Raw genomic sequence first — 14,467 nt, 5'->3', positions numbered from 1 at the left:
GTCATCAAAAACATCATTCTTGAGAAATTGCATTAGCGGGTGGAATGTACGATGCCCATATCTCTAACTTCTAATCTCTAAGCTCTAACTTCTTTTTCGTATCTTTGTCGCAAGTCTATTTTTCATTGGTAGATTATGCACAGACATAAGACCCCTAGCCGACTAACTATATGGGCGCTTGCGATGACGATGGTGTGGCTCACGAGCTGCGCTAGTCGTCAGGCGACTGTGACTCCGTACGTGGCTGACGATCAGCCTACGAGCGGGGTCGTTTATTATCTACCGAAGACACAACTACGCATACACTTTGTCCTCTCGGAGGAGCTGTTTGAGCCAGGCCCTCTAGTCGCTTACGCCTCTCGCTACTTGGGTGAGAACTATCCGACGCAGCCTGCGACGCGCTACCAGATAGAGCGTGTCGCGATGCACGCTCACGGGGTCCCGGATAAGGCGCAGGGCTTCCTGATTGAGTCGGTAGCGCTGCCTTCCGTCGAGCAGTTGGCCTCTCTGACACCCGATGGATTGCTTTATTCACTCCACGGCAAGGCGTACCAGCCCGCTACAACCGACTACCTAGCTGACTACCCTAAGGCGGTGGCCAGTCAGGAGGCTAGTCAGGCTTTGCCTCAAGAGTATGCCCTAGCGACCTCACGTGCCAAGCAGGCGGAGGTGGCGGCAAATAGGCTCTTCGAGCTACGGGAGCGACGTGTGGAGCTACTATCGGGTCAAGTCGAGACGATGCCATGCGATGGCCCTGCGCTCAAGATGGTTCTAGACGGGCTTGACAAGGAGCTGGCAGCACTGCAAGCGCTCTTCGCAGGTCGTACTACGAGACGATACTATGAGGAGGTGGTAGATGTGCCGATCACGGAGCCAGCCACGCAGCAGGTGGTAGCTCGCTTCGCTCCGCAGTATGGTTTGGTTGACAAGGAGGATCTCTCTGGAGCTCCTATCTATATAGATGTCAAAGCGCTGAATCGCCCTGCGCCACTGAGCGAATCGGAGCTACATAAGTTGATCAAGAGTAAGGCTCTCCGCTACATCGAGCCAGGGCGAGCACGTGTCTCTCTACAGCTCCCAGGGCGCAGTCAGGCGGTCACGCTAGAGTTCTCAGTAGCGCAGTGGGGACGCCCAGCACTCCTAGAGCACAAGCTAGGCGCAGACAAGCTAGGACAGCTCCCCTACACGATCTACTTTGACCTGACGAGTGGCTCTATCGAGCTGATCGAGCTACCTCGGCAATGAATAACTTGAAAAATACTAATCTATAAACGAACCATTCATATGGAAAATAAACACCCCAAGGGGCTTATCGTATTAGCCCTAACGAACATGGGAGAGCGTTTCGGCTACTATACGATGCTAGCCATATTGACGCTCTACCTACAGGCGAAGTTCGGCTTCTCCTCGGCAACGACTAGTATGCTATATGGAACCTTCCTAGCGCTGGTCTACTTCCTCCCAATCTTCGGTGGTATCATAGCTGATAAATGGCTCGGATATGGTAAGACCATCTTTGCTGGTGTCACGATCATGTTCGCTGGTTACCTACTCTTAGGGCTACCTTTTGGTGCTGGAGCTGCTGGTATCACGATCATGCTCTTGTCCCTCTTCCTGATTGCTGCTGGTACGGGACTCTTTAAGGGTAACCTACAGGCACTCGTGGGTAAGATATATGATGATCCTCGGTTCTCTAAAGGACGTGATATGGCGTTCTCCATCTTCTACATGTTCATCAATATTGGTGCCTTCTTTGCTCCTAGCATGGGTAACTGGATTACGAACAATGTACTAGCTAAGGAGAACTACTTCTACGATGCAACCATTCCCGCAAACTACAATAAGCTCAACGATGAAACAGTTGATGCCGATGCCTTTATCGCAGAGTTACAAGCTAAGCACCCTGAGTATGCTCAGCTGACGGCTGAAGAGCAGAGTCAAAAGGTTACAGCTGCTAAGAAGAAGGCTGGCGTCATGTTCCCCGAAGACGAGGCGCAAGTTCTTCACGACCTACGTATAGCAGCTCTCCGCCAGTATACTAAAGCTGGGCTCGTGAGTGATCCTCAACTGCAGATCACAGATGCCGACCATGAGATCCTCATCAGTCGCAATACTAAGGACGAACCAGCCAAATTTGCTATCAATGAGCGCGTGGCTATGCTGCAGATCCCAGCTGAGTGGACGGCTGATCTAAACAGTAAACTCAATGCGGAGCGTGAAGACAGAGGTGAAGCAGCTCAAGAGTTAAGCTTCGAGCGTGCCTTCGGTGAGCACTATGTGTCGACGACCTTGTCACAGTCTTATAGTCTCTCGTTCTTTGTAGCTTGTATCAGCTTGATCATATCTATCTTGGTCTTCGTACTCTGTCGTAAGACCTGGAAGGCAGCAGACGTAACCGTCAAGCAAGCTAAGGCTATGGCAGCACAGGGCGACAGCTCAGCGCATGTCGTCGAGATGTCTAAGGCTGAGGTTAAGGAGCGTCTCATCGCACTAGGACTGGTCTTCTTCGTTGTGATCTTCTTCTGGATGGCTTTCCACCAGAACGGTTTGACGATGACCTTCTTCGCACGAGACTATACCGTATCACGTGTAGACGCTGCGGGCTATATGCCGTTTAGTCTACTGATGCTGATACCTTTCATCTGCTTTATGTATGGTATCTACCTCTCTACCTTCGGGCTACTGGGCGGTAAGAAGAATGTCAAGACAGGCTTAATCCTCGTCGTGTTAGGTATCGCTGGTCTCGCTGGTGGATACTTTGTAGACATCAAGCCTATCGCTGATGCTCTGAGAAACATTACACCTCAGATCTTCCAGCAGTTCAATCCATTCTTCATCATCCTGCTAACTCCTGTCACGGTAGGACTCTTTGGTTACCTGGCCAATCGTGGTAAGGAGCCCTCAGCTCCTCGCAAGATAGGTATCGGTATGCTCCTAGCAGCTGTCGGATTCTGCGTGCTACTGATCCCAACGATCATGTACGCACTACCCGCTCCTGCTCATATCCATGGTACCAGTGATACGCTCGTATCACCTAATTGGCTGATCGGTACTTACTTCGTGCTGACACTTGCTGAGCTCTTCCTTAGCCCGATGGGTCTCTCCTTCGTCTCTAAGGTAGCTCCTCCACAGTACGCTGGTCTTATGCAGGGTGGATGGCTTGCAGCAACCGCTATAGGTAACCTGCTTGTCGGCGTGATGGGCTCTCTCTGGGACAAGATGCCTATGGGCTGGTTCTGGGGCGTGCTAATCATCTGCTGTCTCCTCTCAGCTGCCTTTATATTTGCTGTTATGAAGCGACTCGAGCGCGCTACGGCTGACTAAAGAGGCTGTACTATGAGATAACAGTCTCCAACAAAAGACTGTATCAATTCTCCACCAATAACGATGGACGTATCGCAGACTCCTTTACTAAGCAAGGGGTGGGCGATGCGTCCATTCAATTATAGACATGCAATAGAATGCTCATGAGACCTTTATCAGACATCGTTACCTCTCTCTGCTCTTCAGAACCTGTGGAGGTGACCCAGGAAGAAGCGCTGGACTTGGCGCAGCAGGCCGACTCGGAGGCGCTCTATGAGGCGGCGCACCGTGTGACGCGCCACTGTATGGGAGACGCCTTCGACACTTGCTCGATCATCAATGTCAAGAGCGGGCATTGCTCGGAGGACTGTCACTGGTGCGCTCAGAGTGCTCACTATCATACGCAGGCGGAGGCCTATCCGCTACTCGATGTCGAGCCGTGCGTGGCTGAGTCACGAGCCAATCGCGAGGCAGGCATCGGGCGCATAGCACTCGTGGCTAGTGGACGAGGACAGAGTGATCGGGAGATAGAGCGGATCGCTCAGCACTACGAGGCGATGCGTCAGGCGAGCGATATCAAGCTTTGCGCCTCTATGGGACTACTGACGAAGGAGCAACTCCGACGCCTTCACGAGGCGGGCGTCACCACCTATCACTGCAATATGGAGAGCGCTCCGTCGCACTTCCCCAAGCTCTGCACGACTCACACGCAGGCGGAGAAAGAGCAGACCATTCGCTGGGCTCGGGAGGTAGGACTGCAGGTTTGCTCGGGAGGTATCATCGGCATGGGCGAGACGATGGCACAGCGCATCGAATTCGCCTGCTATCTGCGTTCGCTCGCCATACGCTCTATACCTATTAACATACTCCAGCCGATCGCTGGCACGCCACTCGCCAAGGAGCCTCGCCTGACAGACGAGGAGTATCTACGCACGGTAGCACTCTTTCGTCTGATCAATCCGACAGCTTTCCTGCGCTTTAGTGGAGGACGGCTGAGGCTTTCGCCAGAGGTGATGAGACAAGCTATGTACATCGGCATCAATAGTGCCATCACAGGCGACATGCTGACGACCAGTGGCATGCAAGCTCGCGAAGATATGCAGCTCATCGCCGAGATGGGCTATCGCAATACCAACGAAAAGGACTGGCGTACCGAAGAAACCGCTTAACCTATGAAGCCATACGACCCAACAGTCCAGCAAGCCTTAGCGTGGGACCGCAAGCACCTGTGGCATCCCTACACTTCTACCGAAGATCCGCTACCAGTCTACCCCGTATCGCACGCCGAGGGGGTGCGCATCTACCTAGCCGACGGCACAGAGCTGATCGACGGCATGAGCTCCTGGTGGTGCGCTGTGCATGGGTACAACCACCCTGCGCTCAATGCTGCCGTGGAGACGCAGATAGGGAAGATGAGCCACGTTATGTTTGGCGGGCTAACGCATCAACCTGCCATAGCTCTAGGCGAGGAACTCCTGAAGATGCTCCCCGAAGGCTTCGATTGGATCTTCTATGCCGACAGTGGTTCGGTCGCTGTCGAGGTAGCGCTCAAGATGGCGATCCAGTATCAGCAGTCCCTCGGTGAGACGCAGCGTGACCACTTCGTCACCATTCGTCGAGGCTACCACGGCGACACGTGGCACGCCATGAGCGTCTGCGACCCCGTCACCGGAATGCACAGTATCTTCGGCACGGCCCTTCCGCAGCAACACTTCCTCGCACCGCCCTCCGTCAAGTGGGGCGAGCCATGGCGCGACGACGCTATGGAGCCACTCCGCCAAGTGCTCGCTCAGCACGGCGAACAGATCGCAGCGCTCATCCTAGAGCCCATCGTGCAGGGAGCTGGCGGTATGTACTTTTACCATCCCAACTACCTCGTGGAGGCGCGCAAGCTGTGCGATCAGTATGGCGTGTTGCTCATCTTCGACGAGATAGCCACAGGATTCGGACGTACGGGACGTATGTTTGCGATGGAGCATGCGGGCGTCCTGCCCGACATCGTCACCCTCGGCAAGGCACTCACGGGAGGCTATATGACCCTCTCCGCCATTGTCACGACGCAGCGCGTTGCTGAGACCGTTTGCCGTGGCGAGGCGGGTTGCTTTATGCACGGTCCCACCTTTATGGCCAACCCTCTGGCCTGCTCCGTAGCTCTCGCCAGTCTGCAGCTCCTGCAGCGTGAACCAACGCTAGAGCGTGTCGCCCGGATCGAGGCGCAACTGAAGCGAGAGCTAGCACCTGCCAGCACTTTCACTGGGGTCACCGAGGTGCGCGTCCTCGGCACTATCGGCGTGATCGAGCTAGACGAGCCAGTCGATATGGCCTTCATGCAGCGCCGCTTCGTAGAGCTCGGCATCTGGGTACGACCCTTCGGCCGGCTCTGCTACATCATGCCCCCATACATCATCCAACCCGACGACCTCTCCCGCCTCACCGCTGGCCTGCTCACAGTCGTCCAGGAGATGGTCGCTAGACAATCACGATAACAGTCACGCAGTATGAAACAGACGATAGTCATTGGCGCTGGTATCACAGGTCTCACCACGGCACTCTACCTACGGAAAGCAGGATTGTCCGTCCTCGTCCTCGAGGAGGCGGAGCGGGCTGGTGGACAAATCCGCACTTTGCGAGAAGGAGGCTACACCTTCGAAACGGGACCTAACACAGGGGCGATCTCTTTCCCCGAAGTTGCCGAGCTCTTTGCCCTTCTCCCCTCAGGCTACGAAGCCGCCACGCCAGAGGGCAACTGCCGATACATTTATAAGAAAGGAAAGCTTCACCGCCTCCCCTCGGGACCTTGGAGCGGGCTCACGACACCGCTCTTCACGCTGGGCGATAAGTTCCGTTTGCTAGGCGAGCCGTGGCGCAAGAAAGGCAACGATCCCTACGAATCTGTCGGATCCCTGGCTCGTCGTCGCCTCGGCAAGAGCTTCCTGCAGTATGCCGTCGACCCCTTCATAGGGGGCATCTACGCTGGTGATCCGATGAAGCTGGAGACCCGCCACGCACTCCCCAAGCTTTACAACCTAGAGCAGGAGTACGGGAGCTTCATTCGTGGAGCTATGGCAAAAGCCAAAGAGCCTAAGAGCGACCGTGACCGCCTAGCCACCAAAGAGGTCTACTCAGCACGCCAAGGACTGGAGACGATGATCCACGAAATGGTCGAGCAGATCGGCACAGACAATATCCTCACTGGTGCCACCGTCACATCGGTCCGACAGGGCGCAGCGGGCGACTGGCTCGTCACCTACCAGCAAGGCGGAGAGCTCCACGAAGTCCCAGCCGAGCGCGTGGTCTCTACCGTAGGCGCACACACCTTGGCGAGCTTCCTCGGAGAGACGCTCCCCGACGAACTCTTATCTCCCATTACCAGTCTCTACTATGCGCCGATCGTGGAGGTGGCTGTCGGCTTTGACCGTAAGGTCAGCAACTATCGTGGCTTCGGTGCGCTCATGCCTTCGTCAGAGCCAGTGGATATCCTCGGTGTTCTCTTTCCGTCGGACTGCTTTGCCGACCGAACTCCGACTGCTGAGGGAGTTCTCTACAGCATCTTCATGGGCGGGACACGCTACCCCGACTTGATCGATCAGGACGATGAGACGGTACGTGCGCTCGCGCTCCGAGACCTTTACAAAGTGCTCCGCATCGATCCACGCATCGTCCCCAATATGGTGCATATCTCGCGCCACCGCCATGCGATCCCGCAGTACGGTGCCGATAGTGAGAAGCGCTACGCTGCCATTGCTGAGATAGAGCGTCGCTACCCTGGACTCATCATTGCGGGGAATTGTCGAGACGGCATCGGTATGGCGAACCGCATCACGCAGGCGACGCAAATTGCCCAGCAGCTAATCGCTGAGAGCAACCAGTAGATCCGCCAGAGTCAGCGCCACCATCGACTGCACGACAGGCACCGCCCGTAGTGCTATGCACGGGTCGTGACGCCCCATGAAGGTGTGTGTCACGCGCTCGCCCTCAGTCGTGAGCGTCTGTTGCGGACGAGCTATCGTTGGGGTCGGCTTAAACGCTACGCTCAGGCTCAAGTCCTGTCCCGTTGTGATCCCGCCGAGTGCACCGCCATTGTGATTACTTCCGAAGGTTACCGTGCCCTCATCGCTCATCGCGAGCAATTCGTCAAGCACGGCGCTACCCCGTTGCCCCGCTAGGTCAAAGCCATCCCCAAAGGCAAAGGCGCGACTCCCCGGAATGCTCATCACGGCATAACTCAGCAAGGCTGGTATGCGGTCAAAGATCGGCTCGCCCACGCCAGCCGGCATACCACGTACCACGCACCCCACGACACCGCCCACGCTATCACGATCGGCTCGTATCTTGGCTAGGTAGGTGGCTATCTCCTCATCTAGCGTCGCATCGGGACAGTAGCAGAGGTGGTCATAAGTATGTTCTAGCGGATAAGTCGTGTAGTCACCAGCTAGTGACAGAGCGCCCACCTGCTGTATGAAAGCTTGCACCGTGACGCCCCACACCTGCTCTAACCATTGCTGAGCAACGGCTCCCGCCACCACACGAGCGACCGTCTCGCGACCACTAGACCGACCGCCACCAGGCTGAGGCTCTAGACCATACTTGAGCCAGTAAGTCAGGTCGGCATGATTTGCTCTAAAGGGCTTTCCGCCCAAGCTCGTAGCGGTGGCGTAGTCCTGCGAGCGAGCATCTTTGTTTTGTATCACGAAGGCTATCGGACTACCCAGCGTCCGCCACTCGTCAGTCAAGCCTGAGAGCCAGACCACTTCGTCTGGCTCTCGGCGTTTTGTCGTAGATCGTGAATAGCCTGGACGACGCAAGTCGACAAAGCGTTGCACAGCCGCCCTATCTATCAGGAAGCCCGCAGGCATACCATCGAGGACACCCCCCAATGCGACTCCGTGCGACTCCCCAAAGGTGGTCAGTCGCAGCTTGCGTCCGAAGCTATTCATAGCGATGGCTTAGTGGCAGCCACTGCAGCAAGAGCAGCCCCCCTCGTGGTCATGGTCGTCTCCACAGCAACCGCCCGCATGTCCGGAGAACTGTGCCGTCAGTCTCTGACGATCCTCCTCAGTAGCAGGACGCGCCTCTAGGACAGACCCAACGAAGTGCAGTGTCTGACCAGCCAAGGGGTGGTTAAAGTTCATCGTCACCGTGTCATCACCGACCTTCTCAACGATACCAACCAGCTGATTGCCTTGGTTGTCCAGCATTGGGACGGCATTGCCCTCGTAGACGACGTCCGAGTGGAACTCACCCTTATCGTTTTTGAAGAGCTCCTTCTCCAGCTCTAGGACGTAAGCGTCAGAGACCTCACCATACGCCTCCTCAGGCGTGAGGGTAAAGTCAAACTTGTCGCCAGCCTCTAGACCCATCAGTTGCTTCTCAAAAGCCTCCAGCAGGAATCCCGCCCCGACGATCAGCGCTAGGGGCGCCTCGGGCGTTGCTTTCTCAACGATCTCTTCCTTGCCAGAGCCCGTGTAGAGCTCGTATTCGCAGGTTACGTAGCTATCCTTTGTAATCTTCATATTAGGTATAATTATTTCGTGATAAAATGCAGTTTAAGCACCACCGCAAAGATAGACCTCGCAGGTGCTACCGCAAAGGTACGAATTTAGAGGTTAGAGCAGACGGGTAGTGAATGTAGGGACGCACGGCTCGTGCGTCCGTTGTCGAACGTTGAGACGTGTAGCCCGTTGTAGGGACGCACGATCGGTGCGTCCGTTGTGTCAAAAGTTACGGCACCCGTGGTTTTAACGGGGACGGACGCACAGATCGTGCGTCCCTACAACCGTTACACGTCCCCCGAGGAAATCGGAAATCTCCTCGGAGGGATTTCGGACTTTCCACCGAGGAAACGAACAATTCTTCGGAACTTTGATTTGCTTCTTCCGAACTTTCATTTCATTCTTCCGAAGTTTCATTTCGCCCCTGCGTGAAGGATTTTCGTTTTCCACCGAGCTATTTGAAAATTCCTCCCAAGGCGAGAGTCTAGGTATGAGAAGTTAGCGGTTAAACGAGCGTTGCTATAATCGTTACTTGTGAGACTTGCGGACTTAATGCCGTCATAAAAGTTTGCTAATACTGTTTTTTTTTATATCTTTGCTTGTGGAGGATATGAGAGTATCCTTCACCACATTAAGACATTCACTAAATAAACACAAATATCTATGGTTCAAACAATTACTCAATTACGCAGAGCTTGTATAGTTAGCTGTGCTATAGCACTCTGCTCACTAGGGCTGACTGCTCAGAATGTGGAGCTGGTCAAGCTATCACTTCCTCAGCCAAAGCTACAAGAGCTCAGAGCAGATGAGACCACGACCACTGGAGAGTCATCCATCCCCGCCGATGAGAAGCAAGCTCTCATTGACATCTACAACAAGCTGGATGGAGCTAACTGGTCTCCCTCTTGGAATCGCTGGGATATAACCACTGATCCCGCTACTTGGAAAGGAGTCAAGATCCGGGATGGTCACGTCGTGGAGCTGAAGATAGATCGTCGCAAAGCTAAGGGCGAGCTACCAGTCTCTATTGCGAATCTGACGGAACTAGAGGTGTTTTGGTGCCAGTCCAACCACATTTCAAAGCTCCCAGACGAGCTCTTTACAATGCCTAAGCTACGAGAGCTTGCTGCTAGTCTGCAGAATGTAGGTGGCACTCGCACGCTAACGCAGGAGTTCCCCAAGAGAGTAAATATGCCAGCCTTGGAGACCCTCTTTATGGACAGCAACGCCCTAACGGGCTCGCTACCTAGCGATATGAACCTACCTAAGATTAAGACCCTCTGCCTACAAGACAACAAACTAACGGGAGCTATCCCTGAGCCCCTGACCAAGTGTGCAGACCTAGAGTATCTCTATCTACATATGAATAACCTCTCAGGCAAGCTGCCTCAGGACTGGAGTGCTTGTAAGAAACTCAAGTACTTTGTTGTAGAGCAGAATCCTCAGCTCGGAGGTACATTCCCAGCCTCATTGGCTCAACTGACAGACCTTATGGTCATCACTGTCCAAGTGACCTCTGTAGAAGGTCAGATACCATCAAATATTGGTAATCTAGTCAACTTACAGAACCTCCTCCTCACTAAGAGTAAGATGAGTGGTCTGATTCCTGAGAGCATCGGCAAGTTGACGAAAATGACTCTACTCGCTTTTGGTGAGTGCCAGTTTAAGGCTCCGCTACCCAAGAGTCTGACCAACCTAAAGGAACTGACTCTCCTTCAATTGACAGGCAACCCTCTAGGAGGAGAGATCCCTGTATGGCTCTCTGAATTCCCCAAGTTGGTAGATCTTAGAATGGCTAAGTGTAAGCTCACAGGCGAGATTCCTGCTAAACTATTCCCTACCAGCAAGGATAGTAAAGAGGGTTTTGTCAAACTCAAAAACCTAGACTTCTCATACAATGAACTAACGGGCGAACTTCCTAAGGAGATTACCAGCTGCGCCAACCTAGTGCGTCTATGGGTCTCCCATAATAAGATGTCGGGCAATCCAACGGGATACTTTACTTACGAAAACTTCCCTCGCCTCGTACAGATCGAACTCAATGACAACAATTTCTCTGGAGGTATCGGTACCCTCTTTACCAATCCCGAGCGTGTCCTAAGTCGTGTAGACATCTCAAACAACAACTTCTCAGGTCCAATCCTCCCGAAGCCTAGCGAGTCCGTCTACGGTGTACTACTAGGCTTCAATGGAGAGAGTGCTATCGTCCATGGTAATAAGTTTGTCTTCAAAGACTTTAGCAACTTCCAGGGATCTCTACAAAGTGGCTCCGATGGTGAAAAGACTTTGGTCTATGCTCCACAGAAACCGACTACAGAGGATAAGACCTTAGAGCTAGCCGATGGTAAGAGCGTGACACTAGAGGCTACGCTCGAAGAGCCTGACAACTGGCAGTCAGAGGGAGATTCATTTGTCCCCAACAAGTACCAGTGGTACAAGGATGGTAAGGCAATCCCTGGTGAGACTAAGCCGACCTATAGTACTAACAAGGACGGTGTATACCACTGCGAGATCACCAACATCATCGCTCCTAAACTGACGCTCACAACAGGTAAGACGACCATCAAGAATGGTACATCTATCTCTGAGGTAACTAAGCCTGCACTCCAAATCACAAGAGATGCTACCACACTCCACATAGAGGGTGCTCAGGGAGTAGCACTCTACACTATGGAGGGAGTATGCATAGCTCGCACCGAGAGCGACACGCTATCTATCGAGGGTGTAGTACCTGGCTCCTACCTCATCGTTGTGACTGTTGACAACGTACATCGCACGGTGAAGTACGTTCTATAGTACACAAGATTGGTCTAATGACCATTTCAAAACGACAAAGGAGACTGTTACAACTGTAGCAGTCTCCTTTCGTATCCTCATATTAACTAAAAAGATCTCCGTGAGGATTAGGTAATTCCTACGAAGATGTCAGATATTGGCGCTTCTTGATGAGGCGCACATTCCGCTGCTATGAGGGATCTAGCCAAAGGGTCATCATGCAGTGGCGACAGTCGTGGGCGATGCGCAGACGGTCTCGCCCACGGACTAGATAGAGTGGCAGCGCAAAGGGTGGCTTGCGACCCGTACGTGTGCAGTAACCGAGCTGATGCAGCAGGCAGTGACGGGTAAACATCACTGGGATAGCCCCCTCGGGGCGCTCCACCTCTAGGGCGGGGGCGATAGGTCCTGAGACGCCTAGCTGACGGTAAAGCTCACATGCCGATTCATTCGCCACGTTGTAGGTAAAGTCCAGCGTGTCGGGCAGACCATACCGCTGACGCGCCGTAGGGTCTGACGTGTGAAGTCGGTCTATGCGCTTCTGCTGTAGGGGTTTGCCGATGGCATCTCTGCGCTGCAAAGCTTTCGCTAGGCATTGATGCTGTAGCTCCTCCGAGAGCTCTCGTCGCAGCTCTGCAACGAGCGAAGGCGGGACGAAAAGTCCGTCAAGGCTCATGGTCACTCGTTTAGCTCGGTATGGCGTGTCGCCAAGCTTGCGCAGGGTGCGCTCTATATGCTCCGTATTATCTCGCTGTGCTGGCTCTAGCGTGACCGCACGGCTACGTGTGACCGACATTTCGGGTGCCTCGGAGAGTTGCATCTCTAGGATGAGTTGATCGTGGGTCGCCTCTAGATGTAGCGTCACGGGCATGGTACGGGTAGAGGCGTCGGGGCGTAGGAGCTGAGCCTCTAGGAGGTGGTTGAGATTGCGCCAAAGCATCGCCCCCTGCGGTAGTTCGAGCGCCTGAGATAGTCTCAGGCGATAGCTCCTAGCTCGCTTAGCGGGCAGTACCTGATTGATCTGCGCTCCGACGAGCTTCTTATCGATCGTGTAGGCGACCACTCCATCACCATTAGCTAGCTCAATGTCGTCGCTCAGGAGCGCTATCTCGAGCTCTTTGCCTCGGCTCCGGGTCACTGTGCCGATCGGCTGGCCGAGGCTTTTGCTACTATACGGTGTGATGCTGTCGGTAGGGATTGGCGCCCCGAGGAGCGTATTGTAGGTGGTAAAGGGGCGGGCAAAGGTCGCCTCAGGCAACGGCGTAAAAGTGTACTCCGTCGTGCCCCAGGAGGGACGACGCAACTGGTCACTACGTCGGGTCAAGATTTCGTCTAGCACCTTACGATAGTGGGCGATGACGTTGCGCACGTAAGGGAGTGCCTTGAGTCGTCCCTCCACCTTGAAGGAGCTGACACCCGCATCGATCATCTCCTCGATGATTTCGGTGCGATTGAGGTCTCTCAGAGAGAGGAGGTGCTCGCTCTGGCGGAGCTTTTGCCCCTGGGCATCAACGAGATCGTAAGTCATGCGGCAGTACTGAGCGCATTGCCCTCTGTTGGCGCTGCGCTGTGAGAGCGCCTCGGAGATGAAGCAGCGACCGCTATAGGAGACGCAGAGCGCCCCATGGACGAATGCCTCTAGTCGCAACGGAGTCTTGTCTCGCACTGCTGCAATGTCCTGACAGCTCCACTCGCGTGGCAGGACAGCCTGCTCAAAGCCGAGATCCGAGAGCATCTGCAACTGCTCTAGCGAATGGTTGTGGCACTGCGTGCTCGCATGTAGTGGGATGGGCGGGAGGTCCTGCGTGAGCAGACCGAGATCCTGTATGATGAGTGCATCGGCACCCGCTTCGTAAAGCTGATGCGCCAGCTCCACAGCGTGAGCTAACTGGCTATCTGTGAGAATCGTATTGAGGGCAACATAGACCCGTGCGGCATAGGCGTGAGCCGCTGCGCAGAGTTGCCGTATATCCTCCAGCGAGACCCCGACAGCACTACGAGCACCATACTGAGGAGCGCCCACATAGACCGCATCGGCACCCGCAGAGAGCGCCACCAGACCACCCTCTAGTGAGGAGGCAGGAGCCAATAGCTCTATGTCACGTAGTGTGGACAATGAAGCGATGCCTTAGAGCTTACCACCGAAGGCTAGATCGCCCGCATCGCCTAGACCGGGGACGATGTAGGCGTGCTCGTTGAGCGCTGGGTCGATGACACCGACCCATAGCGTGACGGGAGCCTTGTCGTCAAACTGAGACTGGAGGAAGTCAATAGCCTGTTGGCTAGCCACGATGGCGACCATATGGGTGTGTCGCGGTGTGCCACAGCTCTTGAGGAGCGCCTGCCAGGAGAGGTGCATAGAGCCTCCCGTGGCGAGCATGGGGTCAACGAGGAGCAGCTCTTTATCGGTCAGGTCTGGCGCTGCGACATACTCGACATGTATGTCAAAGTCTTCGTCATCCTTGACTTTGCGATAGGCGGAGATGAAAGCGTTTTCGGCTCGATCAAAGAAGTCTAGGAAGCCGTGATGAAGGGGCAGACCAGCGCGTAGGATCGTTGCCACGACCAACTGCTCGTCTAGAACTGCCGTGGGGGCTGTGCCGAGCGGGGTCTCTACGGGACGGGTCTGATAGTGGAGCTGCTTGCTCAGTTCGTAAGCCATGATATGACCGATGCGCTCTATGTTTGCTCTAAAGCGTAGGGGATCTCTCTGGATCTCTCGGTCTCGTATCTCAGAGATGAAGTGGGTTAGGAGTGAAGGTCTCTCGGATAGATTGTATACCTGCATGAGCTTTACTATTGTTTTGGTGCTTAAATTAGGCAAATATACAATATCTTTGTCGGATAGACGTTTGAATCACGTAGCCAACTACTCTTTTGTGAAGCAAGTCATAAGT

General features: G+C 54.4%; 10 protein-coding genes. 6 read left to right on the top strand and 4 right to left on the bottom strand.

Annotated elements, in window-relative coordinates; translation table 11 throughout:
- Positions 1-135: 135 nt before the first annotated feature.
- The 5 genes from Q0X57_RS04160 to hemG all read left to right on the top strand — a co-directional run bounded on the left by Q0X57_RS04160 (position 136) and on the right by hemG (position 7,175).
- Positions 136-1,245 carry a DUF4831 family protein gene (locus Q0X57_RS04160; protein ID WP_297728084.1) on the top strand — a complete coding sequence of 370 codons (1,110 nt, stop codon included), beginning with the start codon at positions 136-138 and terminating at the stop codon, positions 1,243-1,245.
- A 39-nt stretch (positions 1,246-1,284) separates the two neighbouring features.
- Complete coding sequence (locus tag Q0X57_RS04155; RefSeq protein WP_297728081.1) at positions 1,285-3,324, top strand: peptide MFS transporter; 2,040 nt, start codon at positions 1,285-1,287, stop codon at positions 3,322-3,324.
- A gap of 143 nt (positions 3,325-3,467) precedes the next feature.
- Positions 3,468-4,472, top strand: coding sequence for a biotin synthase BioB (gene bioB / locus Q0X57_RS04150; RefSeq protein ID WP_297728078.1), 1,005 nt, complete (start codon positions 3,468-3,470; stop codon positions 4,470-4,472).
- A 3-nt stretch (positions 4,473-4,475) separates the two neighbouring features.
- Positions 4,476-5,789 carry an adenosylmethionine--8-amino-7-oxononanoate transaminase gene (gene bioA, locus Q0X57_RS04145; RefSeq protein WP_297728076.1) on the top strand — a complete coding sequence of 438 codons (1,314 nt, stop codon included), beginning with the start codon at positions 4,476-4,478 and terminating at the stop codon, positions 5,787-5,789.
- A 12-nt stretch (positions 5,790-5,801) separates the two neighbouring features.
- Complete coding sequence (gene hemG, locus Q0X57_RS04140) at positions 5,802-7,175, top strand: protoporphyrinogen oxidase (RefSeq protein WP_297728073.1); 1,374 nt, start codon at positions 5,802-5,804, stop codon at positions 7,173-7,175.
- Here the strand turns inward: hemG and aroC are convergent.
- Positions 7,152-8,240, bottom strand: a complete 1,089-nt coding sequence (aroC, locus tag Q0X57_RS04135) for a chorismate synthase (protein ID WP_297728070.1) — start codon at positions 8,238-8,240, stop codon at positions 7,152-7,154. The genes hemG and aroC overlap by 24 nt on opposite strands.
- A 9-nt stretch (positions 8,241-8,249) precedes the next feature.
- A complete protein-coding gene (locus Q0X57_RS04130) occupies positions 8,250-8,816 on the bottom strand; it encodes a peptidylprolyl isomerase (protein WP_007364993.1) in 567 nt (188 codons plus the stop codon).
- Between the two features lie 642 nt (positions 8,817-9,458).
- Here Q0X57_RS04130 and Q0X57_RS04125 point away from each other — a divergent pair.
- Entirely contained in the window at positions 9,459-11,591 is a 2,133-nt protein-coding gene (locus Q0X57_RS04125; protein ID WP_297728065.1) for a hypothetical protein, read from the top strand.
- Positions 11,592-11,760: 169 nt separating this feature from the next.
- Here Q0X57_RS04125 and Q0X57_RS04120 read toward each other — a convergent pair whose 3' ends face one another.
- Positions 11,761-13,686, bottom strand: coding sequence for a U32 family peptidase (locus Q0X57_RS04120; RefSeq protein ID WP_297728062.1), 1,926 nt, complete (start codon positions 13,684-13,686; stop codon positions 11,761-11,763).
- Between the two features lie 12 nt (positions 13,687-13,698).
- A complete protein-coding gene (upp, locus tag Q0X57_RS04115; protein ID WP_297728058.1) occupies positions 13,699-14,358 on the bottom strand; it encodes a uracil phosphoribosyltransferase in 660 nt (219 codons plus the stop codon).
- Between the last annotated feature and the right edge of the window lie 109 nt (positions 14,359-14,467).

It is taken from the genome of uncultured Porphyromonas sp., from assembly GCF_947254915.1.
GTDB lineage: Bacteria > Bacteroidota > Bacteroidia > Bacteroidales > Porphyromonadaceae > Porphyromonas.
Note: the sequence above shows the minus strand (reverse complement) of the source record. Positions and strands in the feature narration are given on the sequence as shown.